At 70.1% G+C, this 25,215-nt stretch carries 20 protein-coding genes and 1 pseudogene; 4 read left to right on the top strand and 17 right to left on the bottom strand.

The genetic code is table 11. The features are described from left to right. Positions 1 to 34 precede the first annotated feature (34 nt). A complete protein-coding gene (locus ACYQ8Q_RS27200) occupies positions 35 to 859 on the bottom strand; it encodes an HAD family hydrolase (protein ID WP_460068493.1) in 825 nt (274 codons plus the stop codon). A gap of 282 nt (positions 860 to 1,141) precedes the next feature. Between ACYQ8Q_RS27200 and fahA the strand changes: the two genes are divergently transcribed. From fahA to ACYQ8Q_RS27185, 3 genes and pseudogenes are all read left to right on the top strand, one after another. Next, positions 1,142 to 2,353 carry a fumarylacetoacetase gene (gene fahA, locus ACYQ8Q_RS27195; protein ID WP_460068492.1) on the top strand — a complete coding sequence of 404 codons (1,212 nt, stop codon included), beginning with the start codon at positions 1,142 to 1,144 and terminating at the stop codon, positions 2,351 to 2,353. A 199-nt stretch (positions 2,354 to 2,552) separates the two neighbouring features. After that, a complete protein-coding gene (locus ACYQ8Q_RS27190; RefSeq protein WP_460073502.1) occupies positions 2,553 to 3,491 on the top strand; it encodes a M56 family metallopeptidase in 939 nt (312 codons plus the stop codon). Positions 3,492 to 3,733: 242 nt separating this feature from the next. After that, positions 3,734 to 4,067 (top strand): annotated as a pseudogene (locus ACYQ8Q_RS27185) (HEAT repeat domain-containing protein); the annotation flags it as partial. A gap of 34 nt (positions 4,068 to 4,101) precedes the next feature. Here ACYQ8Q_RS27185 and recQ read toward each other — a convergent pair. The 15 genes from recQ to ACYQ8Q_RS27110 form a co-directional block, all read right to left on the bottom strand. Further along, positions 4,102 to 6,153 (bottom strand): DNA helicase RecQ, encoded by a 2,052-nt coding sequence (gene recQ / locus ACYQ8Q_RS27180; RefSeq protein WP_460073500.1) that lies wholly within the window; start codon positions 6,151 to 6,153, stop codon positions 4,102 to 4,104. A 192-nt stretch (positions 6,154 to 6,345) separates the two neighbouring features. Beyond that, positions 6,346 to 7,995, bottom strand: a complete 1,650-nt coding sequence (gene nuoN / locus ACYQ8Q_RS27175; RefSeq protein ID WP_460068491.1) for an NADH-quinone oxidoreductase subunit NuoN — start codon at positions 7,993 to 7,995, stop codon at positions 6,346 to 6,348. Further along, positions 7,992 to 9,563 (bottom strand): NADH-quinone oxidoreductase subunit M, encoded by a 1,572-nt coding sequence (locus ACYQ8Q_RS27170; RefSeq protein ID WP_460068489.1) that lies wholly within the window; start codon positions 9,561 to 9,563, stop codon positions 7,992 to 7,994. Before ACYQ8Q_RS27170 ends, nuoN begins: the two co-directional genes overlap by 4 nt. Positions 9,564 to 9,568: 5 nt before the next feature. Continuing rightward, complete coding sequence (gene nuoL, locus ACYQ8Q_RS27165; RefSeq protein WP_460068488.1) at positions 9,569 to 11,482, bottom strand: NADH-quinone oxidoreductase subunit L; 1,914 nt, start codon at positions 11,480 to 11,482, stop codon at positions 9,569 to 9,571. 15 nt (positions 11,483 to 11,497) lie between these two features. Continuing rightward, the gene (gene nuoK, locus ACYQ8Q_RS27160) at positions 11,498 to 11,797 is read right to left on the bottom strand and encodes an NADH-quinone oxidoreductase subunit NuoK (RefSeq protein WP_067249406.1); all 300 of its coding nucleotides are present in this window, start codon (positions 11,795 to 11,797) and stop codon (positions 11,498 to 11,500) included. Continuing rightward, positions 11,794 to 12,645, bottom strand: coding sequence for an NADH-quinone oxidoreductase subunit J (locus ACYQ8Q_RS27155; protein WP_460068486.1), 852 nt, complete (start codon positions 12,643 to 12,645; stop codon positions 11,794 to 11,796). The genes nuoK and ACYQ8Q_RS27155 overlap by 4 nt, the downstream gene beginning before the upstream one ends. Further along, positions 12,642 to 13,253 (bottom strand): NADH-quinone oxidoreductase subunit NuoI, encoded by a 612-nt coding sequence (nuoI, locus tag ACYQ8Q_RS27150; protein WP_460068485.1) that lies wholly within the window; start codon positions 13,251 to 13,253, stop codon positions 12,642 to 12,644. The genes ACYQ8Q_RS27155 and nuoI overlap by 4 nt, the downstream gene beginning before the upstream one ends. Next, entirely contained in the window at positions 13,246 to 14,607 is a 1,362-nt protein-coding gene (gene nuoH, locus ACYQ8Q_RS27145; RefSeq protein WP_460068483.1) for an NADH-quinone oxidoreductase subunit NuoH, read from the bottom strand. Before nuoH ends, nuoI begins: the two co-directional genes overlap by 8 nt. Next, entirely contained in the window at positions 14,604 to 17,108 is a 2,505-nt protein-coding gene (locus tag ACYQ8Q_RS27140; RefSeq protein WP_460068481.1) for an NADH-quinone oxidoreductase subunit G, read from the bottom strand. The genes nuoH and ACYQ8Q_RS27140 overlap by 4 nt, the downstream gene beginning before the upstream one ends. Beyond that, positions 17,105 to 18,451, bottom strand: a complete 1,347-nt coding sequence (nuoF, locus tag ACYQ8Q_RS27135; protein WP_460068480.1) for an NADH-quinone oxidoreductase subunit NuoF — start codon at positions 18,449 to 18,451, stop codon at positions 17,105 to 17,107. The genes ACYQ8Q_RS27140 and nuoF overlap by 4 nt, the downstream gene beginning before the upstream one ends. Then, entirely contained in the window at positions 18,448 to 19,230 is a 783-nt protein-coding gene (nuoE, locus tag ACYQ8Q_RS27130; RefSeq protein WP_460068478.1) for an NADH-quinone oxidoreductase subunit NuoE, read from the bottom strand. The genes nuoF and nuoE overlap by 4 nt, the downstream gene beginning before the upstream one ends. Continuing rightward, positions 19,227 to 20,549, bottom strand: coding sequence for an NADH-quinone oxidoreductase subunit D (locus tag ACYQ8Q_RS27125; protein WP_460068476.1), 1,323 nt, complete (start codon positions 20,547 to 20,549; stop codon positions 19,227 to 19,229). The genes nuoE and ACYQ8Q_RS27125 overlap by 4 nt, the downstream gene beginning before the upstream one ends. Continuing rightward, a complete protein-coding gene (locus ACYQ8Q_RS27120) occupies positions 20,546 to 21,301 on the bottom strand; it encodes an NADH-quinone oxidoreductase subunit C (protein ID WP_460068474.1) in 756 nt (251 codons plus the stop codon). The genes ACYQ8Q_RS27125 and ACYQ8Q_RS27120 overlap by 4 nt, the downstream gene beginning before the upstream one ends. Beyond that, a complete protein-coding gene (locus tag ACYQ8Q_RS27115) occupies positions 21,298 to 21,852 on the bottom strand; it encodes a NuoB/complex I 20 kDa subunit family protein (protein ID WP_055635348.1) in 555 nt (184 codons plus the stop codon). The genes ACYQ8Q_RS27120 and ACYQ8Q_RS27115 overlap by 4 nt, the downstream gene beginning before the upstream one ends. Positions 21,853 to 21,865: 13 nt before the next feature. Further along, positions 21,866 to 22,225 (bottom strand): NADH-quinone oxidoreductase subunit A, encoded by a 360-nt coding sequence (locus tag ACYQ8Q_RS27110; protein ID WP_007383963.1) that lies wholly within the window; start codon positions 22,223 to 22,225, stop codon positions 21,866 to 21,868. Between the two features lie 713 nt (positions 22,226 to 22,938). On the opposite strand from ACYQ8Q_RS27110, the gene ACYQ8Q_RS27105 reads away from it, so the two are divergent. Continuing rightward, a complete protein-coding gene (locus tag ACYQ8Q_RS27105; protein WP_460068472.1) occupies positions 22,939 to 23,757 on the top strand; it encodes a C40 family peptidase in 819 nt (272 codons plus the stop codon). 83 nt (positions 23,758 to 23,840) lie between these two features. On the opposite strand, the gene ACYQ8Q_RS27100 is transcribed toward ACYQ8Q_RS27105, so the two are convergent. Continuing rightward, positions 23,841 to 25,151, bottom strand: coding sequence for a geranylgeranyl reductase family protein (locus ACYQ8Q_RS27100; RefSeq protein WP_460068470.1), 1,311 nt, complete (start codon positions 25,149 to 25,151; stop codon positions 23,841 to 23,843). Positions 25,152 to 25,215 lie beyond the last annotated feature (64 nt).

Below are 25,215 nucleotides of genomic sequence, written 5' to 3'. Positions count from 1 at the left end.
CACCAGCCACCGGCCACCAGCCACCAGCCACCGGCTACCGGTAGAGACGTTCGAGGACGACGGCCACGCCGTCGTCCTCGTTCGACGTCGTCACCTCGTCGGCCACCGCCTTCAGCTCCGGATGGGCGTTGGCCATCGCGACCCCGCGGGCGGCCCAGTCGAACATCGGGATGTCGTTGGGCATGTCCCCGAAGGCGATGGTGTCCTCGGGCCTGAGCCCCAGATGCCCGGCGGCCAGGGCCAGCCCGGTCGCCTTGGTGATCCCGCACGGCTGCAGCTCCACCGTGCCCGGCCCGGACATGGTGACGGTGGCGAGCGAGCCGACCACCGCGCGGGCCGTGGAGGCCAGTTCGTCGTCGGAGAGCGTCGGATGGCGCAGCAGCACCTTGCTGATCGGCTCGCACCACAGGTCGTCGCGGCGCTCCACGCGCAGGGCGGGCAGGGTCGGGTGCGGCATCAGATAGCCCGGCTCGATCAGCGTGAGCCCGTCGACGCCGTCCTGGTCGACGGCCGCGTACACCTGCCCGACCTCGGCCTCGATCTTGCCGAGCGCGGTCTCCGCGAGTTCCCGGTCCAGGGTGACCGACCACAGCAGACGGTTCCCGCCGGCGTCGTACAGCTGCGCGCCCTGACCGCACACCGCGAGTCCTCTGCTGTGCAGACGGTCCAGGAGCGGTCGTACGCGGGGCGCGGGCCGGCCGGTCACCACCAGATGGCGAGCGCCGGCCGCCGTCACCCGCGCGAGCGCGTCCAGCGACCGGTCGGAGAACGTGTCGTCGCCGCGCAGCAGCGTTCCGTCCAGGTCGGTGGCGACGAGGGAGTACGTGGTGCGCTCGGCATATGCGGTGGGTGCGGCCATGATCAGAGAATACGGATCCCGCACCCCCCGGACTCGACGTGCACCGGACCAGGACGGAGTCCGGCCCCCTTCTGTCAACTCCCCTTCTTTTGTTGACCGATCACTCACCGATCGCGGGTGAACACGGGTGACCACGGGTCCGAAGGACGCCTTTCCGACACATCGCCGGGCAACGACCCGTGCCGCTCGCCGGAGGCTCGACGTAACGTGTGGCCCGGCCGCCCGCACCCGCGGAGCGGACGCGAGCACGACACGGTGAGCACGAAAGAGAGGCAGTACCCGATGCCCCCCTTCGACGTCCCCGAGGGCGACCCCTTCGGCCCGCACAACCTCCCCTACGGCGTCTTCTCGCTCCCCGCCCCGGCGGAGCGGACCGTCGGCGTCCGGTTCGGCGACCATGTCCTGGACGCGGGCGCCGCGGCCCGTGCGCTCGGCTCGCCGCACGCCGCCCTGCTCGCCCGGCCGACCCTCAACCCCCTGCTGGCGGCGGGCCGCGCCACCTGGTCGGAGGTCCGGCGCACCCTCACGGCGGCCGTCACCGACCCCGCGCACCGCGCCACCCTCGAAGCGCACCTGCACCCCCTGTCCTCGGTGACCCTGCATCTGCCGTTCGAGGTCGCGGACTACGTCGACTTCTACGCCTCCGAGAACCACGCCCGGAACGTCGGCCGGATCTTCCGCCCCGACGCACCCGACTCCCTCACCCCGAACTGGAAGCATCTGCCGATCGGTTACCACGGGCGCTCCGGCACGGTGATCGTCTCCGGGACGGACGTCGTCCGCCCGTCGGGCCAGCGCAAGGGCCCGGCCGATCCCGCCCCGGTGTTCGGCCCGTCCGTCCGCCTCGACATCGAGGCCGAGGTCGGCTTCGTGGTGGGCGTGCCGTCGGCGATGGGGACGCCGGTGGCCGCGGGTTCCTTCCGGGACCATGTGTTCGGTCTGTGCCTGCTCAACGACTGGTCCGCCCGGGACGTCCAGGCCTGGGAGTACGTCCCCCTCGGCCCCTTCCTCGGCAAGTCCTTCGCCACCTCGGTGTCGGCCTGGATCACCCCGCTCCAGGCGCTGGAGGAGGCCCGGGTGGCGCCGCCCGGCCGCACCCACCCGCTGCTGCCCTACCTGGACGACACCGACGCCGAACCCGCCGGCTACGACCTGCGCATCTCGATCGCGATCAACGGCCATGTCGTGTCCGAGCCCCCCTTCGCCTCGATGTATTGGACCGGCGCCCAGCAGCTCGCCCACATGACCGTGAACGGCGCCTCCCTGCGCACCGGCGACCTCTACGGCTCGGGCACGGTCAGCGGCCCGGACCCGGAGCAGCGCGGCTCCCTGCTGGAGCTGACCTGGAACGGCCGCGACGCCCTGGAACTCCCCGACGGCAAGCGCACCTTCCTTGAGGACGGCGACGAGGTGACCCTGTCGGCGTGGGCCCCGGGTCCCGGCGGCCTGCGGGTGGCGCTCGGGGAGGTGAGCGGGCGGATCGTGGCGGGATGACGGCCTGCTTCCAGCAGGCTGACGCGGACGGTCGCCGCCGTCATACTGGCGGCGGGCGCGGTGCTCGTGCCGCTCCCGCCGCACGTCTGTCGCACCCCCGGCCGGACCTCCGCTTCCGGAGCACGGCCCCGCCGCACCCTGTGCGTCCTCCGCCCGTCCTCTCCGACCAGGATCCGGAGCCCCTGGCATGACCGATGGCATGAGTGTCTGCCTGCTCCTGCTGAGCGCCGTCGCGGTGACGGCCGCCGTACCGGTGCCGCGTGCGCTGACCCGGGCCAAGTGGCCGGAGCGGGAGCCGGTGGTGGCGCTGTGGGTGTGGCAGTGCCTGGTCGCCACGGTGCTGCTGTGCTGCCTGACGGCGCTGGTGCTCGGTGCCGCCGCCGTCTTCCACACCGTCCGCGCCCAGGTCTTCGCGCCCGCGCCGCCCGCGGTCACCGAGGCGTACGACCTCTCCGCCGCCCCGCCCTGGGCCGCCGCGCTCACCGTGCTGCTGGCCTGCGGGGCGGCCTGGACCACCGCGATGCTGGCCCGGGAGCTCGTCGAGGCACGCCGACGCCGCGGCCAGGCCCGCGCCCATCTGCGGGAACGCGCCCCCGAGCTGCCCGCGGGCCTGCCGTCCGCCCGGGGCCCGCTGCTCGTGCTGGAGGACGAGTACCCCGACGCCTGGTGGATGCCCGGCAACCCGCCCCAGCTGATCGTCACCACCGGGGCCCTGCACCGCCTCACCTCCCACCAGCTGGACGCCGTCCTGACCCATGAGCGCGACCACGCCCGCGCCCACCACGACTGGCTGCTGCACCTCTCGACCGCCCTGGCCACCGGATTCCCCCGCATTCCGCTCTTCTCTCATTTCTGCGACCAGACCCATCGCCTGGTCGAACTCGCCGCCGACGACACCGCCTCCCGTCGCTGCGGTCACCTGACCACCGCCCTGGCACTGATCGAGCTGAACCAGCACCGGGGCGTCCTGTCCTGCGCCTCCAGCCACCGTCTCCTCGGCGAGCGCGTCGACCGTCTGCTGGAGCCGCCGCCCCGGCTGGGCCGCAGACACCGGGCGCTGACGACGGCGGTGGCCGGGCTGGTGCCTCTGCTCCCCCTGCTGATCGCCTTCGCACCGGGCCTCAACGCCCTGGCGTGACACCGGCCCGGGAGTGGCAGATCTTGCCGCCCATCCAAAGAAACCCCAGGTCAGCACGCCATACCGGATGGACACGGTCCGTCCATGCCGCCCCACGACCGCATCCGCGACCACGCCGGACCAGGCGCGACCACCGTCGCCGCCCGACGGGCACGCTCCCTCATCGATGCCGTGGCGCCCTTGGCACGGGCGGCCGACGACGCCTCCCGCCTGCTGGGCACCACCCTGGACCGGCTCACCGGGACCCGGACGTCCTGGTGCGCGGCGCCGCCTACGGCACGCTGGGCGCTGTCGGCTGCCCGGCACCGCTCACCGCCCGCGCCGTGGCCGCGCTGGCCGCCCCGGCCTGGCAGGTGCGGTGCGGTCCGGTGCCGCGACGGCCCTGTCCGCGGCCGGACCGGAGGCCGCGGTGCCCCCGCTCGCCAAGGCCCTTGCCGACCCGAACGCCGACGTGCGCAAGGCCGCCGTCCTGGCCCTCACCCGGCACCGCCACTCCGAGGCGCCCGCGCGGCCCTGGCCACGGCCACGGCCGACTCGGACGCGGACGTCAGGGCGTACGCGGGACGGGCGTTGTGAGGGCGCACGCGGGATGGCCGGGTCGGCCCGGCGGCTATATCCAGTCGTCCGGCTCGGGCTCCATGTCCATCTCGGGCCAGTCGTCGTCGGCCCCGGTCCCGACACCGGTCCCGACACCGGAACCGGACCGTGAAGCTGCCGCGCCGCCCTCGTCGTCCCCCGCGGACGCGCCCGGCGCATCGCCCAGCTCCGCCAGCACCCCGATGACGCCTTCCCCGTACGTCGCGAGCTTCTTCTCACCGACCCCGCTGATGCCGCCCAGCTCCCGCACCGACGTCGGCCACACGGTGACGATCTCCCGGAGGGTGGCGTCGTGGAAGATGACATACGCCGGGACGCCCTGCTCGCGGGCCTGTTCGGCACGCCAGGCGCGCAATGCCTCGAAGGCGGGTTGCAGCTGCTCGGGCAGCTCGGCCGCGGCTGCCTTGGCCTTGCCCTTCCCTCCGGACGACGAGGCCGACGACCCGGACGCCTTCGCCGTCGCCGGCTTCTTGGGCTCCTTGCGCAGCGGCACCTCCCGCTCGCGCCGCAGGACCTCACCGCTGGACTCGGTCAGCACCAGGGTGCCGTACTCCCCCTCGACCGAGAGGAGGCCCTGCGCCAGCAACTGCCGGATGACGCCTCGCCATTCGCCCTCGGCGAGATCCTCGCCGATGCCGAACACGGACAGCTGGTCGTGGTCGAACTGGATGACCTTGGCCGTGCGCTTGCCCAGCAGGATGTCGACGATCTGCACCGCACCGAACTTCTGCCCGCGCTCCCGCTGGAGCCGCACCACCGTCGACAGCACCTTCTGGGCGGCGATCGTGCCGTCCCAGGTCTCCGGCGGGGCGACGCAGGTGTCGCAGTTGCCGCAGCCCGCGGGCGCGGGCTCCTGCCCGAAGTAGGCGAGGAGCTGGCCCCGACGGCACCGGGCGGTCTCGCACAGCGCCAGCATGGAGTCAAGGTGGGAGGTGGCCCGTCGGCGGAACCCCTCGTCGCCCTCGCCAGACTGGATCAGCTTGCGCTGCTGGATGACGTCGTTGAGGCCGTAGGCCATCCAGGCCGTCGAGGGGAGGCCGTCACGGCCCGCGCGGCCGGTCTCCTGGTAGTAGCCCTCGATCGACTTGGGCAGGTCGAGGTGGGCGACGAAGCGGACGTCCGGCTTGTCGATGCCCATGCCGAAGGCGATGGTCGCGCACACGACCAGGCCCTCCTCGCGCAGGAACCGCGCCTGGTGCGCGGCGCGGGTGCCGGCGTCCAGCCCCGCGTGGTACGGGACCGCCTCGACGCCGTTCTTCGAGAGGAACTCGGCGGTCTTCTCCACGGAGTTGCGCGAGAGGCAGTACACGATGCCCGCGTCACCCGCGTGCTCCTCGCGCAGGAAGCCCAGGAGCTGCTTCTTGGGGTCGGCCTTGGGCACGATCCGGTACTGGATGTTGGGACGGTCGAAGCTCGCCACGAAGTGCCGGGCGCCCGGCATGTTCAGCCGCTGGGTGATCTCCTGGTGCGTCGCGTGGGTGGCCGTCGCGGTGAGCGCGATGCGCGGGACGTCCGGCCAGCGCTCGCCGAGCAGGGAGAGGGACAGATAGTCGGGGCGGAAGTCGTGGCCCCACTGGGACACGCAGTGCGCCTCGTCGATCGCGAAGACCGAGATCTTGCCGCGCGAGAGCAGGTCCTGCGTGGAGTCCAGCCGCAGCCGCTCCGGTGCCAGGTACAGCAGGTCCAGTTCGCCCGCGAGGAACTCGGCCTCGACCACACGCCGCTCGTCGAAGTCCTGCGTGGAGTTGACGAACCCGGCGCGCACACCGAGCGCGCGCAGTGCGTCCACCTGGTCCTGCATGAGGGCGATCAGCGGCGACACGACCACACCCGTGCCCGGTCTGACCAGGGCCGGAATCTGGTAGCAGAGCGACTTTCCGCCGCCCGTCGGCATGAGGACGACCGCGTCCCCGCCGGCCACCACATGCTCGATGACCTCTTCCTGCTCGCCGCGGAAGGACTCGTACCCGAAGACCCGGTGCAGCGCGGCCAGGGCCTCGCTCTCGGTCCGCCCCGGTGTCCCGGTGATCCCTGTCATCTCGCCGATCCCGCCCGTCCCGCCCATCGTCTCGTCCCCCGTACGTCGTCCCTCGACCACTGCCTCCACGATAGGGGTCCGGACTGACACGGCCGGAGTTATCCACAGGCTCGATCACGTCACTCTGCACACACCGCGCCTCACTCGAACGCACGGACGGGCCCGGCCCCTCGGAAACCGAGGGAGCCGGGCCCGCCGTACGCACGCACGTCCCGAGGGTCAGCGCACGAACACCGAGGCCTGGTTCGCCAGGTCCAGGAAGTACTGCGGCGCCACGCCGAGCACCAGCGTGACCGCGACACCGACGCCGATGGCCGTCATCGTCAGCGGCGACGGGACCGCGACGGTCGGGCCCTCGGGCTTCGGCTCGCTGAAGAACATCAGCACGATCACCCGGATGTAGAAGAACGCGGCGATCGCCGACGAGATCACACCGACCACGACCAGCGGCCCGGCGCCGCCCTCGGCGGCCGCCTTGAACACGGCGAACTTCCCGGCGAACCCGGAGGTCAGCGGGATACCGGCGAAGGCCAGCAGGAACACCGCGAACACGGCCGCGACCAGCGGCGACCGCCGGCCCAGACCCGCCCACTTGGACAGGTGCGTGGCCTCGCCGCCCGCGTCGCGCACCAGCGTCACCACGGCGAACGCGCCGATCGTCACGAAGGAGTACGCGGCGAGGTAGAACAGCACGGACGAGACACCGTCGGGGGTGGTCGCGATGACACCCGCGAGGATGAATCCGGCGTGCGCGATGGACGAGTACGCCAGCAGCCGCTTGATGTCGGTCTGGGTGATCGCGACGATCGCGCCGCCCAGCATGGTGATGACCGCGACGCCCCACATGACCGGCCGCCAGTCCCAGCGCAGGCCGGGCAGCACGACGTACAGGATCCGCAGCAGCGCGCCGAAGGCCGCCACCTTGGTCGCCGCGGCCATGAAGCCGGTGACCGGGGTGGGGGCGCCCTGGTAGACGTCCGGCGTCCACATGTGGAACGGCACGGCGCCGACCTTGAACAGCAGGCCCATGACGATCAGCGCGGTGCCGATGAGCAGCAGCGCGTCGTTGCCCATGGTGTCGGCGAGCGCCGGGTTCACGTTCTTGACGGTGCCGTCGACGACCTGGGAGATCGTCCCGTACGACACCGAGCCGGCGTAGCCGTAGAGCAGGGCGATGCCGAAGAGGGTGAACGCGGAGGCGAAGGCGCCGAGCAGGAAGTACTTGACCGCGGCCTCCTGGGACATGAGCCGCTTGCGGCGGGCCAGGGCGCACAGGAGGTAGAGCGGCAGCGAGAAGACTTCCAGGGCGATGAAGAGGGTCAGCAGGTCGTTGGCCGACGGGAAGACCAGCATGCCGGCGACCGCGAAGAGCAGCAGCGGGAAGACCTCGGTGGTGGTGAAACCGGCCTTGACCGCGGCTTTCTCGCTGTCGCTGCCGGGCACGGAGGCCGCCTGGGCGGCGAAGGAGTCGACCCGGTTGCCGTGTGCCTCGGGGTCGAGGCGGCGTTCGGCGAAGGTGAACAGGCCGACCAGGGCGGCCAGCAGGATCGTGCCCTGGAGGAAGAGGGCCGGTCCGTCGACCGCGATCGCGCCCATGGCGGCGATGCGCGCCTTCGTCGTGCCGTACCCGTCGGCCGCGAGGGCGACGACCGCGGCGAACGCGGCGGCCAGCGCCACGACGGACACGAACAGCTGTGCGTAGTAGCGGTGCTTGCGCGGCACGAACGCCTCGACGAGCACCCCGACGATCGCCGCGCCAACGACGATCAGGGTGGGCGACAATTGCCCGTATTCGATCTTCGGCGCGTCGATCTTGGCGATCGGCTCGGCCGCCGTTGTCCACAGGCTGTGGACGGCTGATGCGCTCACTTGGCCGCCTCCACCTCGGGCCGGGGGTCCTTCTGATGTACGTCGGAGAGTGTCTGCTGGACCGCCGGGTTGACGATGTCCGTGAGGGGCTTCGGATAGACGCCCAGGAAGATCAGCAGCACGATCAGCGGGGCGACGACCACGAGCTCACGCGCGCGGAGGTCGGGCATCGCGGAGACCTCGGCCTTCACCGGGCCCGTCATCGTCCGCTGATAGAGGACGAGGGTGTACAGCGCGGCGAGCACGATGCCGAAGGTGGCGATGATGCCGATCGCCGGGTACCGCGAGAACGTGCCGACGAGGACCAGGAACTCGCTCACGAACGGTGCGAGCCCGGGCAGCGACAGTGTCGCCAGACCGCCGATCAGGAAGGTGCCGGCGAGCACCGGGGCGACTTTCTGCACCCCGCCGTAGTCCGCGATGAGCCGCGAGCCGCGCCGGGAGATCAGGAAGCCGGCGACCAGCATCAGGGCGGCCGTCGAGATGCCGTGGTTGACCATGTAGAGCGTGGCGCCGGACTGGCCCTGGCTGGTCATCGCGAAGATGCCCATGATGATGAAGCCGAAGTGCGAGATCGACGCGTACGCCACCAGCCGCTTGATGTCACGCTGGCCGACGGCGAGCAGCGCGCCGTAGACGATGCTGATCAGCGCGAGGACGAGGATGGCGGGCGTCGCCCACTTGCTGGCCTCCGGGAAGAGCTGGAGGCAGAAGCGGAGCATCGCGAAGGTGCCCACCTTGTCGACGACCGCGGTGATGAGGACGGCGACCGGGGCGGTGGACTCCTGCATGGCGTTGGGCAGCCAGGTGTGCAGCGGCCACAGGGGCGCCTTCACCGCGAAGGCGAAGAAGAAGCCGAGGAACAGCCAGCGTTCGGTGCTGGTCGCCATGTGCAGCGAGCCGCTCGCGCGGGCGTCGACGATCTCGGTGAGCGAGAAGCTCCCGGCGACCACGTACAGCCCGATCACCGCGGCCAGCATGATCAGACCGCCGACCAGGTTGTAGAGCAGGAACTTCACGGCCGCGTACGACCGTTGGGTGGACGCCGCCTGCTCGCCGTGCTCATGGGCGCGGTCGCCGAAGCCGCCGATGAGGAAGTACATCGGGATCAGCATGGCTTCGAAGAAGATGTAGAAGAGGAAGACGTCGGTGGCCTCGAAGGAGAGGATCACCATCGCCTCGACGGCCAGCATCAGGGCGAAGAAGCCCTGGGTGGGCCGCCAGCGCTTGCTGCCGGTCTCCAGCGGGTCCGCGTCGTGCCAGCCCGCCAGGATGATGAACGGGATCAGCAGGGCGGTGAGTGCGATGAGCACGACCGCGATGCCGTCCACGCCCAGTTCGTAGCGGACCCCGAAGTCCGCGATCCAGGCGTGGGACTCGGTGAGCTGGTAGCGGCTGCCGTCCGGGTCGAAGCGCACCAGGACGGCGATCGCCAGGGCGAGGGTGCCGAGGGAGACGAGCAGGGCCAGCGTTTTGGCGGCGTTGCGCCGGGCGGCCGGGACGGCGGCCGTGGCCACCGCCCCGATCGCCGGGAGCGCGGCCGTCGCTGTCAGCAGAGGAAAGGACATCGGTATCAGACCGCCCTCATCAGCAGGGTCGCGGCGACGAGGAGCGCCGCACCGCCGAACATCGAGACCGCGTACGACCGCGCGAAGCCGTTCTGCAGCCGGCGCAGCCGTCCGGAGAGGCCGCCGACCGAGGCCGCCGTGCCGTTGACGACTCCGTCGACCAGGGTGTGGTCGACGTAGACCAGGGAGCGGGTGAGGTGCTCGCCGCCGCGGACCAGGACGACGTGGTTGAAGTCGTCCTGCAGCAGGTCGCGGCGGGCGGCCCGGGTGAGCAGCGACCCGCGCGGGGCGACGGCCGGGACCGGGCGGCGGCCGTACTGGGCCCAGGCGATGGCGACGCCGATGACCAGGCAGACCATGGTCGCGCCGGTGACCGTCGCCGCGCTGAGCGGGGAGTCGCCCTCGCTGTGCCCGGTGACGGGTTCGAGCCAGTGCAGGAAGCGGTCGCCGATGCTGAAGAACCCGCCCGCGAAGACCGATCCGAAGGCCAGGACGATCATGGGGATCGTCATGATCCTGGGCGACTCGTGCGGGTGCGGCTCGTGGCCGTCCGCGTCGGGCTGCCAGCGCTTCTCGCCGAAGAACGTCATCAGCATCACGCGCGTCATGTAGAACGCCGTGAGGGCCGCGCCGAGCAGGGCGCAGCCGCCGAGGATCCAGCCCTCGGTGCCGCCCTTGGCGAAGGCCGCCTCGATGATCTTGTCCTTGGAGAAGAAGCCGGACAGGCCCGGGAAGCCGATGATGGCGAGGTAGCCGAGGCCGAAGGTGATGAAGGTGACCGGCATGTACTTCCTCAGGCCGCCGTACCTGCGCATGTCGACCTCGTCGTTCATGCCGTGCATCACGGAGCCGGCGCCGAGGAACAGCCCGGCCTTGAAGAAGCCGTGCGTCACCAGGTGCATGATCGCGAAGACATAGCCGATCGGGCCGAGGCCGGCGGCCAGCACCATGTAGCCGATCTGCGACATGGTGGAGCCGGCCAGGGCCTTCTTGATGTCGTCCTTCGCGCAACCGACGATCGCACCGAACAGGAGCGTGACCGCTCCGACGACGGTGACGACGAGCTGGGCGTCGGGAGCGCCGTTGAAGATGGCGGCGGAGCGGACGATCAGATAGACGCCCGCGGTCACCATCGTCGCCGCGTGGATGAGGGCGGAGACCGGGGTCGGGCCCTCCATGGCGTCCCCGAGCCAGGACTGCAGCGGTACCTGGGCCGACTTGCCGCAGGCCGCGAGGAGCAGCATCAGGGCGATGGCGGTCAGCCTGCCCTCGCTCGCGTCGCCCGCGATCCCCGGCTCTCCCTCACTGCCGAGCAGCGGGCCGAAGGCGAAGGTGCCGAAGGTGGTGAACATCAGCATGATGGCGATCGACAGGCCCATGTCGCCGACGCGGTTGACCAGGAAGGCCTTCTTCGCCGCGGTGGCCGCGCTGGGCTTGTGCTGCCAGAAGCCGATGAGCAGGTAGGAGGCGAGACCGACGCCCTCCCAGCCGACGTACAGCAGCAGGTAGTTGTCGGCGAGGACGAGCAGCAGCATCGCCGCGAGGAACAGGTTGAGGTAGCCGAAGAAGCGGCGGCGCCGCTCGTCGTGCTCCATGTACCCGACCGAGTACAGGTGGATCAGCGAGCCGACGCCCGTGATCAGCAGCACGAACGTCATCGACAGCTGGTCGAGGCGGAAGGCGACGTCCGCCTGGAAGCCCTCGACCGGGATCCAGGTGAACAGGTGCTGGGTGAGCGTCCGGTCGTCGGCGCTCCTGCTGAGCAGGTCGCCGAAGAGGACGAGGCCGAACACGAAGGAGACGGCCGCGAGGAGCGTGCCGATCCAGTGGCCGACGGCGTCGAGCCGGCGGCCGCCGACCAGGAGGACGGCCGCTCCGAGCAGGGGCGCCGCGATCAGCAGCGCGATCAGGTTCTCCACGATTCTTCCGACCCCTTACAGCTTCATCAGGCTGGCGTCGTCGACCGAGGCCGTGTGGCGGGAACGGAACAGCGACACGATGATCGCGAGTCCCACCACGACCTCCGCTGCGGCGACGACCATCGTGAAGAAGGCGATGATCTGGCCGTCGAGGTTGCCGTGCATCCGGGAGAAGGTGACGAACGCGAGGTTGCAGGCGTTGAGCATCAGCTCGATGCACATGAACACGACGATCGCGTTGCGCCTGATCAGCACGCCGGTCGCGCCGATCGTGAACAACAGAGCGGCGAGGTAGAGGTAGTTGACGGGGTTCACTTCGACGCCTCCTCGGTCCGCCGGGAGTTGTGCTCCCGGTGCGGCGGCTCGCTCCCGCCGCGCTCCAGACGGTCCTCCGCGCGCTGTTCCAGCGCCTTGAGGTCGCTCAGCGCCTGGGTGGACACATCACGGATCTGGCCGCGTTCACGCAGGGTGCTGCTGACCGTGAGCTCCGACGGCGTGCCGTCGGGCAGCAGGCCCGCGACGTCCACGGCGTTGTGCCGGGCGTACACACCGGGCGCGGGCAGCGGCGGGACGTGCTTGCCTTCGCGCACGCGCTGTTCGGCCAGCTCGCGCTGGGTCTTCGCGCGCTCGGTGCGCTCGCGGTGGGTGAGCACCATGGCACCGACGGCTGCCGTGATCAGCAGGGCGCCGGTGATCTCGAAGGCGAAGACGTACTTGGTGAAGATGAGGGCGGCGAGGCCCTCCACATTGCCGTTCGCGTTGGCCTGGGAGAGGCCGGCGAACTCCGTCAGGGAGGCGTTGCCGATGCCGGCGACCAGCAGGACGCCGAAGCCGAGGCCGCACACCAGGGCCAGCCAGCGCTGGCCCTTGATGGTCTCCTTCAGGGAGTCCGCCGCGGTGACGCCGACGAGCATCACCACGAACAGGAACAGCATCATGATCGCGCCGGTGTAGACGACGATCTGCACGATGCCCAGGAAGTAGGCGCCGTTGGCGAGGTAGAAGATCGCCAGGATGATCATGGTGCCGGCGAGGCAGAGCGCGCTGTGGACGGCCCTCCTCATGAAGACGGTGCACAGGGCGCCGATCACCGCGACGGTGCCGAGGACCCAGAACTGGAAGGCCTCTCCGGTGGAGGTGGAGTAGGCGGCGAGCTGGCTCATGCCTGCACCTCCTCCGCGGAGGGCTGCTCGCCCTGGGAGACGGCCACCTGGCGCTCCGTGCCGGGCGCGGCCTCGGTCACCAGGCCGCGGTAGTAGTCCTGCTCGTCGGTCCCCGGGTAGATCGCGTGCGGGGAGTCGACCATGCCGTCCTCGAGGCCGGCCAGCAGCTGCTCCTTGGTGTAGATCAGGTTGGCGCGGCTGGAGTCGGCGAGCTCGAACTCGTTCGTCATCGTGAGCGCGCGGGTGGGGCAGGCCTCGATGCACAGGCCGCACAGGATGCAGCGGGCGTAGTTGATCTGGTACACGCGCCCGTACCGCTCGCCCGGCGAGTAGCGCTCCTCGTCGGTGTTGTCCGCGCCCTCGACGTAGATCGCGTCGGCCGGGCAGGCCCAGGCGCACAGCTCGCAGCCGACGCACTTCTCCAGGCCGTCCGGATGGCGGTTGAGCTGGTGCCGTCCGTGGAACCGCGGGGCGGTGGTCTTCTTCTGCTCCGGGTACTGCTCGGTCAGCCGCTTCTTGAACATGGCCTTGAAGGTCACGCCGAAGCCGGCCACGGGGTTCTGGAAGCCGGGATTGGTCTGCCCGGTCTCCTTCGGCTCCTCAGCCATCGGACGCCTCCTTTCCATCCAGCGATCCGTCACTGACAGTGTCCGACCCACCACTGACAATCAGCTCCCGCTCCCGGCGCGGACGGCGCCTGGGCACCGCGGGAAGCTCCTGTCCGGGCAGTGGCGGTACGGGGAACCCGCCCGCCATCGGGTCGAAGCCGGCGGGCTCGGCGGGAGCCTGGGCCGCCTTCGCGCCGCCGCGGAACATGTCCACGACGAAGGAGAGCAGCAGCAGGGCCAGGACACCGCCGCCGACGTAGAGGGCGATCTGGGCGAAGTCGTAGTTCTCGTTGCGCAGGGTCCGTACGGTCGCGACGAGCATCAGCCACGTCACCGACACCGGGATGAGGACCTTCCAGCCGAGCTTCATCAGCTGGTCGTAGCGCACGCGCGGGAGCGTGCCGCGCAGCCAGATGAAGAAGAACAGCAGCAGCTGGACCTTGACGACGAACCAGAGCATCGGCCACCAGCCGTGGTTCGCGCCCTCCCAGAAGCCGCTGATCGGCCAGGGGGCCCGCCAGCCGCCCAGGAAGAGCGTGGTGGCCACCGCCGAGACGGTCACCATGTTGACGTACTCGGCGAGCATGAACATCGCGAACTTGATCGACGAGTACTCGGTGTTGAAGCCGCCGACCAGGTCGCCCTCGGACTCCGGCATGTCGAAGGGGGCGCGGTTCGTCTCGCCGACCATGGTGACGATGTAGAGGATGAACGAGACGGGCAGCAGGATGATGTACCAGCGGTCCGTCTGCTGCTCCACGATCGTCGACGTCGACATCGACCCGGAGTAGAGAAACACCGAGGCGAACGCGGCGCCCATGGCGATCTCGTACGAGATCATCTGCGCGCACGAACGCAGGCCGCCCAGGAGCGGATAGGTGGATCCGGAACTCCAGCCCGCCAGGACGATGCCGTAGATGCCGACCGAGGCGACCGCGAGGACGTACAGCATCGCGATCGGCAGGTCGGTGAGCTGCATCGTGGTGCGCTGGCCGAAGATCGAGATCTCGTTGTCGGCGGGGCCGAAGGGGATCACCGCGATCGCCATGAAGGCCGGGATGGCCGCGACGATCGGCGCGAGGACGTAGACCACCTTGTCGGCGCGCTTGACGATGAGGTCTTCCTTCAGCATCAGCTTGATGCCGTCGGCCAGCGACTGGAGCATGCCCCAGGGGCCGTGCCGGTTGGGGCCGATGCGCAGCTGCATCCAGGCGACGACCTTGCGCTCCCAGACGATGGAGAACAGCACCGTCACCATCAGGAAGGCGAAGCAGAACACCGCCTTGACGACGACCAGCCACCAGGGGTCGCGGCCGAACATCGAGAGGTCTTCAGCGGCGAAGTACGGGCTCATGCCTCCACCTCCTGGGGGGCCTCGGCGGCGGGCGTCGCCGGACCGATGCGGACGAGGGAGCCGGGCCGGGCCCCGGTGTCGGAGGCGACGCCGCCGCCCGTGGAGTTCAGCGGGAGCCACACCACCCGGTCGGGCATCTCGGTGACCTGGAGCGGCAGCTCGACGACACCCTGCGGGCCGGTCACGGCGAGGACGTCGCCGTCCTTCACCCCGGCCTCGGCGGCGGTCGCCGCCGACACGCGTGCGCGTGCCGCGTGCCGCGTGCCGGCGAGCGCCTCGTCGCCGTCCTGCAGCCGCCCCTGGTCCAGCAGCAGCCGGTGTCCGGCGAGCACGGCCTCGCCCGCGGCGGGCCTCGGCAGGACGCCGGAGGTCTCCAGGGGTTCGGTGGCGCGCGGCCCGTCCCAGCCGCCGAGCCGGTCCAGCTCCGCGCGCGTGGTGCGCAGGTCCGGCAGGCCCAGATGGACGTCCATGGCGTCGGCGAGCATCTGGAGCACGCGCGCGTCGGACGGCGCCGACCGCCGGGTCATCTGGTCGGGCTTGAGCGCGGCCTCGAAGAAGCGGACCCGGCCCTCCCAGTTGAGGAACGCGCCCGGCTTCTCGGCAACCGCGGCCACCGGCAGCACGACGTCCGCGAGCCGGGTGACCTCGCTGGGCCGCAGCTCCAGCGACACCACGAACCCGGCCTCGGCGAGCGCCTCACGCGCGCGCGGCGGATCGGGCAGGTCGGCGACCTCCACCCCCGCGACGAGCAGCGCCTGCAGCGCGCCGGACACGGCGTCCTCGACGATCTGGCCGGTGTCCCGGCCGTGCCGGTGCGGGAGTTCGGCAAGCCCCCAGGCCGCCGCGACCTCCTCGCGCGCACGCGGGTCGGTCGCCGGACGACCGCCCGGAAGCAGCGAGGGCAGCGCGCCCGCCTCGATCGCGCCCCGCTCCCCCGCCCTGCGCGGGATCCACACCAGCGAGGCCCCGGTCGCGTTGGCCGCGCGTACGGCGGCCGTCAGACCGCCGGCCACACTCGCCAGCCGCTCCCCCACGACGATCACCGCGCCCTCGCCGCGGAGCGCCTCGGCGGCCCTGCCGCCCTCCTCGTCCAGACCGACCCCGCCGGCCAGGGCGTCCAGCCACTCGGTCTCGGTGCCCGGAGCGGCCGGCAGCAGGGTGCCGCCCGCCTTCTCCAGGCCGCGCGTGGCGTGCGTGGCCAGCGAGAACACCTTCTGGCCGTGCTTGCGCCAGGCCTTGCGCAGCCGCAGGAAGACGCCGGGCGCCTCCTCCTCCGACTCGAAGCCGACCAGCAGGACGGCGGGCGCCTTCTCCAGCGAGGTGTACGTGACGCCCGTACCGTCGAGGTCACGGCCACGGCCGGCGACCCGGGCCGCGAGGAAGTCGGCCTCCTCGGCGCTGTGCACGCGCGCGCGGAAGTCGATGTCGTTGGTGTCGAGCGCCACGCGCGCGAACTTGCTGTACGCGTACGCGTCCTCGACGGTGAGCCGGCCGCCGGTCAGGACGCCGGTCCTGCCGCGCGAGGCGAGCAGCCCCTGCGCGGCGATCTGGAGCGCCTCCGGCCAGGACGCCGGTTCCAGGTCGCCCTCGGCGTTGCGCACCAGGGGCGTCTCCAGGCGGTCGCGCTGCTGCGCGTACCGGAACCCGAAGCGCCCCTTGTCGCAGATCCACTCCTCGTTGACCTCGGGGTCCGGGGCCGCGAGGCGCCGCATGACCTTGCCGCGCCGGTGGTCGGTGCGGGTGGCGCAGCCGCCGGAGCAGTGCTCGCACACCGAGTGCGAGGAGACCAGGTCGAAGGGGCGGGAGCGGAATCGGTACGCCGCCGAGGTCAGCGCGCCGACCGGGCAGATCTGGATGGTGTTGCCGGAGAAGTACGACTCGAACGGGTCGCCCTCGCCGGTGCCGACCTGCTGGAGCGCGCCCCGCTCGATCAGCTCGATCATCGGGTCGCCCGCGACCTGGTTGGAGAACCGGGTGCAGCGGGCGCACAGCACGCACCGCTCGCGGTCGAGCAGCACCTGGGTCGAGATCGGGACCGGCTTCTCGTACGTCCGCTTGCGGCCCTCGAACCGGGACTCGGCCTGGCCGTGGGACATCGCCTGGTTCTGCAGGGGGCACTCGCCGCCCTTGTCGCAGACCGGGCAGTCCAGCGGGTGGTTGATGAGGAGCAGCTCCATCACGCCGTGCTGCGCCTTCTCCGCCACGGGCGAGGTGAGGTGGGTCTTCACCACCATCCCGTCCGTGCAGGTGATGGTGCAGGACGCCATCGGCTTGCGCTGGCCCTCGACCTCGACGATGCACTGGCGGCAGGCGCCGGCCGGGTCGAGGAGGGGGTGGTCGCAGAAGCGGGGGATCTCGATGCCGAGTTCCTCGGCGGCCCGGATGACCAGGGTGCCCTTGGGCACGCTGATCTCCGCTCCGTCGATCGTCAGCGTGACGAGATCCTCCGGCGGGACCGCCGCCTCTCCCCCTCCCGTGGGAGCGCTGGTGGTCACGGTCATGCGTTCACCTCCGGGCGGTCGGCCCAGGCCGTCGACTTCGCCGGGTCGAAGGGGCAGCCCCGGCCGGTGATGTGCTGCTCGTACTCCTCGCGGAAGTACTTGAGCGAGGAGAAGATCGGCGAGGCGGCGCCGTCGCCGAGGGCGCAGAACGACTTGCCGTTGATGTTGTCGGCGATGTCGTTGAGCTTGTCGAGGTCGGAGAGCGCGCCCTTGCCGGCCTCGATGTCACGGAGCAACTGCACGAGCCAGTACGTGCCTTCGCGGCAGGGGGTGCACTTGCCGCAGGACTCGTGGGCGTAGAACTCGGTCCAGCGGGTGACGGCGCGCACCACGCACGTCGTCTCGTCGAAGCACTGGAGTGCTTTCGTGCCGAGCATGGAACCCGCGGCACCCACTCCTTCGTAGTCCAGAGGGACGTCGAGGTGCTCGTCGGTGAACATCGGGGTCGAGGAGCCGCCCGGCGTCCAGAACTTCAGGCGGTGGCCCGGTCGCATGCCGCCGCTCATCTCCAGGAGCTGACGGAGGGTGATGCCGAGCGGGGCCTCGTACTGGCCGGGGCGGGCGACATGGCCGCTGAGCGAGTAGAGCGTGAAGCCCGGGGACTTCTCGCTGCCCATCGACCTGAACCATTCTTTCCCGTTTTTCAGGATCGCGGGAACTGACGCGATCGACTCCACGTTGTTCACCACAGTCGGGCACGCGTAGAGGCCCGCGACGGCAGGGAAAGGGGGACGCAGCCGCGGTTGACCACGGCGGCCTTCGAGCGAGTCGAGCAGCGCGGTCTCCTCACCGCAGATGTACGCGCCGGCGCCGGCGTGCACGGTGATGTCGAGGTCGAGTCCGCTGCCCAGGATGTTCTCGCCGAGGTAACCCGCCGCGTAGGCCTCGCGCACGGCCTCGTGCAACCGCCGCAGGACGGGGACGACTTCACCACGCAGATAGATGAAGGCATGCGAAGACCGAATGGCATAACACGCGATCACCATGCCCTCGATGAGGCTATGCGGGTTCGCGAAGAGGAGCGGGATGTCCTTGCAGGTACCCGGCTCCGATTCGTCGGCGTTGACAACTAGATAGTGCGGCTTTCCATCACCCTGGGGAATGAACTGCCATTTCATCCCCGTCGGGAATCCCGCGCCGCCGCGGCCGCGCAGACCGGATTCCTTGACGTACGCGATCACTTCGTCGGGGGACATGGCGAGCGCCTTGCGGAGTCCCTCGTACCCCTCGTGCCTTCCGTAGACGTCCAGTGACCAGGACCTCTCCTCGTCCCAGAAGGCCGACAGCACGGGTGCGAGCAGCTTCTCGGGGCTGCTGCCTTTCAGCTCGGGTGCCAAGGTCATCCCTCCCCCTCCTCGGTGACCGTGTCCGTGGGGCGCGCGTCCTCGGGTTCGTCGCGCGGATGGACCACGCGTGCGGGTGCGGCCTCTCCCCTTGCCAGGCGAAGGCCCACCAGCGACGCCGGTCCCGCACTGCCGCTCGCCTCGACGGCCCCTGGCCGCTCGTCGGGGAAGCCGGCCAGGATCCGCGCGGTGTCCTTGAAGGTGCACAGCGGCGCCCCGCGCGTGGGCGACACGGTGGCTCCGCCCCGCAGGTCGTCCACCAGGCGCTTGGCGCTCTGCACGGTCTGGTTGTCGAAGAACTCCCAGTTGACCATCACGACCGGCGCGAAGTCGCAGGCCGCGTTGCACTCGATGTGCTCCAGGGTGATCTTTCCGTCGCCGGTGGTCTCACCGTTGCCGACGCCGAGGTGCTCCTGGAGCGCCTCGAAGATCGCGTCGCCGCCCATCACCGCGCAGAGGGTGTTGGTGCACACGCCCACCTGGTAGTCGCCGCTCTCGCGGCGGCGGTACATGGTGTAGAAGGTGGCGACCGCGGTGACCTCGGCCGTGGTCAGGCCGAGGACGTCCGCGCAGAACCGCATCCCGGTACGCGTGACGTGTCCCTCCTGCGACTGCACGAGATGCAGCAACGGCAGGAGCGCGGACCGGGAGTCGGGGTAGCGGGCGACGATCTCGCGCGCGTCCGCCTCCAGCCGGGCCCGGACGTCGTCCGGGTAGGCGGGCGCGGGCAGTTCGGGCATGCCCAGGCTGACGCCCCGCTCGGAAGAAGAGGTGGTCACCGGTCGACGCCTCCCATCACGGGGTCGATGGACGCGACGGCGACGATGACGTCGGCGACCTGGCCGCCCTCGCACATCGCCGCCATGGCCTGCAGATTGGTGAAGGACGGGTCGCGGAAGTGGACCCGGTAGGGGCGGGTGCCTCCGTCGGAGACGACGTGCACCCCGAGTTCGCCCTTGGGTGACTCGACCGCCGCGTACGCCTGTCCGGGCGGGACGCGGAAGCCCTCGGTCACCAGCTTGAAGTGGTGGATCAGGGCCTCCATGGAGGTGCCCATGATCTTCTTGATGTGGTCGAGGGAGTTACCGAGGCCGTCCGGTCCCAGGGCGAGCTGGGCGGGCCAGGCGATCTTCTTGTCGCCGACCATGACCGGGCCGGGCTGGAGCCGGTCCAGGCACTGCTCGACGATCCTCAGCGACTGGCGCATCTCCTCCAGGCGGATGAGGAAGCGGCCGTAGGAGTCGCAGGAGTCCGCGGTCGGGACGTCGAAGTCGTACGTCTCGTAGTCGCAGTACGGCTGGGTCTTGCGCAGGTCGTGGGGCAGGCCGGTGGAGCGCAGGATCGGGCCGGTGGCGCCGAGGGCCATGCAGCCGGCCAGGTCGAGGTAGCCGACGTCCTGCATACGGGCCTTGAAGATGGGGTTCCCGGTGGCGAGCTTGTCGTACTCGGGGAGGTTCTTCTTCATCTTCTTCACGAACTCGCGGATCTGGTCCACCGCGCCGGGCGGCAGGTCCTGGGCGAGTCCGCCGGGGCGGATGTACGCGTGGTTCATCCGGAGGCCGGTGATGAGCTCGTAGATGTCGAGGATCATCTCCCGGTCGCGGAACCCGTAGATCATGATCGTGGTGGCGCCGAGCTCCATGCCGCCGGTGGCGATGCACACCAGGTGGGAGGACATCCGGTTCAGCTCCATCAGGAGCACCCGGATGATCTTGGCGCGTTCGGTGATCTGGTCCTCGATGCCGAGGAGCTTCTCGACGCCGAGACAGTAGGCGGTCTCGTTGAAGAAGGACGTCAGGTAGTCCATGCGCGTCACGAACGTGGTGCCCTGGGTCCACGTGCGGTACTCGAGGTTCTTCTCGATGCCGGTGTGGAGGTAGCCGATGCCGCAGCGGGCCTCGGTGACCGTCTCGCCCTCGATCTCCAGGATCAGACGGAGCACTCCGTGGGTGGAGGGGTGCTGGGGGCCCATGTTGACGACGATGCGCTCGTCGTCGGCGCGGGCCGCGGACTGGACGACCTCGTCCCAGTCGCCACCGGTGACCGTGTAGACGGTGCCCTCGGTGGTCTCGCGGGGAGAAGCGTGTGACGTGCTCACGAGTACGACCTCCGCTGGTCCGGAGCCGGGATCTGGGCGCCCTTGTACTCGACGGGGATGCCGCCGAGGGGGTAGTCCTTGCGCTGCGGATGGCCCTGCCAGTCGTCCGGCATCATGATCCGCGTCAGGGCCGGGTGACCGTCGAAGACGATCCCGAAGAAGTCGTAGGTCTCGCGCTCGTGCCAGTCGTTGGTCGGATAGACCGGGACCAGGGACGGGATGCGCGGCTCGGCGTCGGGAGCGCTGACCTCCAGGCGGATCAGCCGGTTGTGGGTGATCGAGCGCAGGTGGTAGACGGCGTGCAGCTCGCGGCCCTTGTCGTTCGGGTAGTGGACGCCGCTCACCCCGGTGCAGAGCTCGAAGCGCAGGGCCGGGTCGTCGCGCAGGGTGCGGGCGACGCGCAGCAGGTGTTCGCGCTCGATGTGGAAGGTGAGCTCGCCGCGGTCGACGACCGTCTTCTCGATCGCGTTCTCGGGGACCAGTCCCTGTTCCTCCAGGGCGCCCTCGAGTTCGTCGGCGACCTCGTCGAACCAGCCGCCGTAGGGCCGGGCGGCGGCGCCCGGCAGGCGGACGGAGCGGACCAGGCCGCCGTAGCCGGAGGTGTCGCCGCCGTTGTTGGCGCCGAACATTCCGCGCTGGACGCGGATCTCCTCGCCGCCCTGGCCGCGCTGGCCGGGGAGGTTGGAGGCGGAGAGGTCCTTCTCGGGGTTCACGCCGTTCGGCGCACCGCCGGTGCCGTTCGCGTCGCTCACCGCAGCAGCCCCTTCATCTCGATCGTGGGCAGGGCCTTGAGCGCCGCCTCCTCCGCCTCGCGGGCCGCTTCCTCCGCGTTCACGCCCAGCTTGGAGTTCTGGATCTTGTGATGGAGCTTGAGGATCGCGTCCATCAGCATCTCGGGGCGTGGCGGGCAGCCGGGGAGATAGATGTCGACGGGGACGATGTGGTCGACGCCCTGGACGATCGCGTAGTTGTTGAACATGCCGCCCGAGGACGCGCACACGCCCATGGAGATGACCCACTTCGGGTTCGGCATCTGGTCGTAGACCTGTCGCAGCACCGGCGCCATCTTCTGGCTCACCCGGCCGGCGACGATCATGAGGTCCGCCTGGCGGGGTGAGCCGCGGAAGACCTCCATGCCGAAGCGGGCCAGGTCGTAGCGCCCCGCGCCGGTGGTCATCATCTCGATGGCACAGCAGGCGAGGCCGAAGGTGGCGGGGAAGACGGATGCCTTGCGCACCCAGCCCGCGGCCTGTTCGACGGTGGTCAGCAGAAAACCGCTCGGCAGCTTTTCTTCGAGTCCCATGGCTAAAGGCCCCTCAGTCCCATTCCAGGCCGCCGCGCCGCCAGACGTACGCGTAGGCGACGAAGACGGTGAGCACGAAGAGCAGCATCTCCACGAGCCCGAAGACACCCAGGGCGTCGAAGGTGACGGCCCAGGGGTAGAGGAAGACGATCTCGATGTCGAAGACGATGAAGAGCATCGCCGTCAGGTAGTACTTGATGGGGAAGCGCCCGCCGCCGGCCGGCGTGGGGGTCGGCTCGATTCCGCACTCGTAGGCCTCGAGCTTGGCGCGGTTGTACCGCTTCGGCCCGATCAGCGTGGCCATGACCACGGAGAAGATCGCAAAGCCTGCCCCGAGGGCTCCCAGTACGAGGATGGGCGCATAGGCGTTCACCGCTCCTCGCTCCTCTCAGTCGGCACTGACTGCTGGCGATGGCACTGGGCTCACATCCGCCCCACGCATCCCACGAACCCCGCGTGTCCCAACGAAGATCGCGAACATGTGAAGCAGGTCACAAGCCCAACTGCCTCGCATCCTATGCCCGCCGCTCTGTGATCTGCGACACGGGGTATTGCACAAGCTTTGTGATCTCCACCACCTGACGAAGGATCATGAAGTCATATCGGCGGCGATCTTCGTACGGGAAGCGCCAGAGTGATCACAAGAAGTGACATTTGCGCTCGTCACCGCAGGCCGCGAGGGGCGTCTCCATATCAAGAGGCTTCCCTTGCATGCAAATTGGTGTTGGACATCCCGGCTTGATAGAGGGACGCGTTCACACCCCGGAGGGAGGCCCGGGGCGAGATGTGGACGCGTGCACGCGTTCACGAGCGGGACGAAGGTGATCTACGCGCGTGACGCGGTCATTCCGGTGACCGTTCCGTGACCTCCGCCACATCCATGAGAGGCCCATGAGAACCGGGCTTGGCCAACGATCCCCGCCGATGGTAGGCCGAGGGCAATTCGGACGTAACAGCGAAAGGCCATGATCACAGGCCTGAACACCCTTGTCCACAATGTCCGTTACGGCGTCAATAAAGAGTGGCGCGAAGGGTATTTGGGGCTCGCGTTGAACAAATGTGGCGCAGGACACGTTTCTTGAAGGTATGGAGGAGCCCCTGATACCGGTTGGACTCATGTCCCACACCGCTCACATACGCAGCCACCGGAAGCCCCGCCGCAGCGCGTCGAACATCGCGATGCGGGCCGGAGTCGCCAGTGGTGTCCTCGGCACGCTGGCGGTCGCCACGGCGGCCGGATCGGCCAGCGCCGCCGAGCCGGTGACCCAGACGCTCGAACTGCCCGTGTTCACGGGCGACCTGGCCGCCCAGGTGGCGCAGTCCGCCCAGGCGACGCAGCAGGCCGCCGCGAACTACCAGCTCGAGGCCGAGCGCGACGCGGCCGCCGCCGCCGCGGCCAAGGAGGCCGCGAAGGACCTCGCCGCCGCCAAGAAGGCGGAGGCGAAGAAGAAGGCGGAGGAGGCCCGTGTGGCCGCCGCGGAGGCCGCCTCCCGCTCCGCGGGACGTTCCACCCTCTCCACGTCCACCACGACCGCCTCGGCGCCCGCCAGCGGCAGTGTGGCCACGGTCATCGCCTTCCTCAAGGCACAGGTGGGCGACGCCTACGTCCTGGGCGGCACCGGCCCCAACGCGTGGGACTGCTCGGGCCTGGTCCAGGCCGCCTTCAAGCAGGTCGGCGTCGACCTGCCGCGCGTCTCCCAGGACCAGTCGATGTCCGGCACCGACGTCTCCCTGTCGAACCTTCAGGTCGGCGACATCCTCTACTGGGGCGCCAAGGGTTCCGCCTACCACGTGGGCGTCTACATCGGGAACGGCCAGTACCTGGACGCGGCGAACCCCTCCAAGGGCGTCGTCATCCAGGAACTCTCCGGATACCCGGCGACGGGTGCGGTGCGCGTCCTCTGAGACCCGCCACCACAGCACCCACACACACGTAAGGGCCGCAGCCGCTCGGGGGCTGCGGCCCTACGCGTCGTCCGTAGGAGCTGTCAGGCCTTCGGGGCCACCTTGCTCAGACCGTTGATGATGCGGTCCATCGCGTCGCCGCCCGTGGGGTCGGTCAGGTTGGCGAGCATCTTCAGCGTGAACTTCATCAGCATCGGGTGGGTCAGCCCGCGCTGCGTGGCGATCTTCATGACCTTCGGGTTGCCGATGAGCTTCACGAAGGCGCGGCCGAGCGTGTAGTAGCCGCCGTAGGTGTCGGCGAGGATCTGCGGGTACCGCCGCAGGGCGAGCTCGCGCTGGGCGGGGGTGGCGCGGGCGTGGGCCTGGACGATGACCTCGGCGGCGATCTGCCCGGACTCCATGGCGTACGCGATGCCCTCCCCGTTGAAGGGGTTCACCAGACCGCCGGCGTCGCCGACGAGCAACAGGCCCTTGGTGTAGTGGGGCTTGCGGTTGAAGGCCATGGGGAGGGCGGCGCCGCGGATCGGGCCGGTCATGTTTTCGGGGGTGTAGCCCCAGTCCTGCGGCATCGACGCGCACCAGGCCTTGAGGACCTCGCGCCAGTCGAGTTCCTTGAAGGAGTCGGAGGTGTTCAGGACGCCGAGACCGACGTTCGACGTGCCGTCGCCCATGCCGAAGATCCAGCCGTAGCCGGGCAGGAGACGGTCCTCGCCGGGGCCGCGGCGGTCCCACAGCTCCAGCCAGGACTCCAGGTAGTCGTCGTCGTGGCGCGGGGAGGTGAAGTAGGTGCGGACCGCGACGCCCATCGGGCGGTCCTCGCGGCGGTGCAGGCCCATCGCCAGCGACAGCCGGGTGGAGTTGCCGTCGGCGGCGACCACCAGCGGGGCGCGGAAGGTGACTTCGCGCTTCTCCTCGCCCAGCTTGGCGTGCACGCCGATGATCCGGCCGGTGCGGTCGTCGACGATCGGGGCGCCGACGTTGCAGCGCTCGTACAGCCGGGCCCCGGCCTTCTGGGCCTGGCGGGCGAGCTGCTCGTCGAAGTCGTCGCGCTTGCGGACGAGTCCGTAGTCCGGGAAGGAGGCGAGATCCGGCCAGTCGAGCTGGAGCCGCACCCCGCCGCCGATGATGCGCAGGCCCTTGTTGCGCAGCCAGCCGGCCTCCTCGGAGATGTCGATGCCCATCGACACGAGCTGCTTGGTGGCGCGCGGGGTGAGACCGTCGCCGCAGACCTTCTCGCGCGGGAACTCGGTCTTCTCCAGCAGGAGTACGTCGAGTCCGGCCTTGGCGAGGTAGTACGCGGTCGTGGAGCCGGCCGGCCCCGCGCCGACGACGATGACGTCGGCGGTGTTCGCGGAGAGCGACTCGGAGGCGGACTCGGAGTGGGGCTCGGTCACGGCGGGATCTCCCCAAGTTCGTAATCTGCGTGCCGGCCGGCACTGGACATGGGCAGTCTATTCA

This window comes from Streptomyces sp. YKOK-I1 (assembly GCF_054660435.1).
This window is presented reverse-complemented; position numbering and strand designations above follow the sequence as displayed.

Excerpts from the sequence above, each read along its gene's own strand:
- fahA (WP_460068492.1), top strand. The coding sequence starts at position 1,142 with ATGCCCCCCTTCGACGTCCCCGAGGGCGACCCCTTCGGCCCGCACAAC.
- ACYQ8Q_RS27200 (WP_460068493.1), bottom strand. The coding sequence starts at position 859 with ATGGCCGCACCCACCGCATATGCCGAGCGCACCACGTACTCCCTCGTC.
- ACYQ8Q_RS27170 (WP_460068489.1), bottom strand. The coding sequence starts at position 9,563 with ATGTCCTTTCCTCTGCTGACAGCGACGGCCGCGCTCCCGGCGATCGGG.
- ACYQ8Q_RS27115 (WP_055635348.1), bottom strand. The coding sequence starts at position 21,852 with ATGGGACTCGAAGAAAAGCTGCCGAGCGGTTTTCTGCTGACCACCGTC.
- ACYQ8Q_RS27140 (WP_460068481.1), bottom strand. The coding sequence starts at position 17,108 with ATGACCGTGACCACCAGCGCTCCCACGGGAGGGGGAGAGGCGGCGGTC.
- ACYQ8Q_RS27105 (WP_460068472.1), top strand. The coding sequence starts at position 22,939 with ATGGAGGAGCCCCTGATACCGGTTGGACTCATGTCCCACACCGCTCAC.
- ACYQ8Q_RS27155 (WP_460068486.1), bottom strand. The coding sequence starts at position 12,645 with ATGAGCCAGCTCGCCGCCTACTCCACCTCCACCGGAGAGGCCTTCCAG.
- nuoI (WP_460068485.1), bottom strand. The coding sequence starts at position 13,253 with ATGGCTGAGGAGCCGAAGGAGACCGGGCAGACCAATCCCGGCTTCCAG.
- nuoF (WP_460068480.1), bottom strand. The coding sequence starts at position 18,451 with ATGACCTTGGCACCCGAGCTGAAAGGCAGCAGCCCCGAGAAGCTGCTC.
- ACYQ8Q_RS27190 (WP_460073502.1), top strand. The coding sequence starts at position 2,553 with ATGAGTGTCTGCCTGCTCCTGCTGAGCGCCGTCGCGGTGACGGCCGCC.
- nuoH (WP_460068483.1), bottom strand. The coding sequence starts at position 14,607 with ATGAGCCCGTACTTCGCCGCTGAAGACCTCTCGATGTTCGGCCGCGAC.
- recQ (WP_460073500.1), bottom strand. The coding sequence starts at position 6,153 with ATGGGCGGGACGGGCGGGATCGGCGAGATGACAGGGATCACCGGGACA.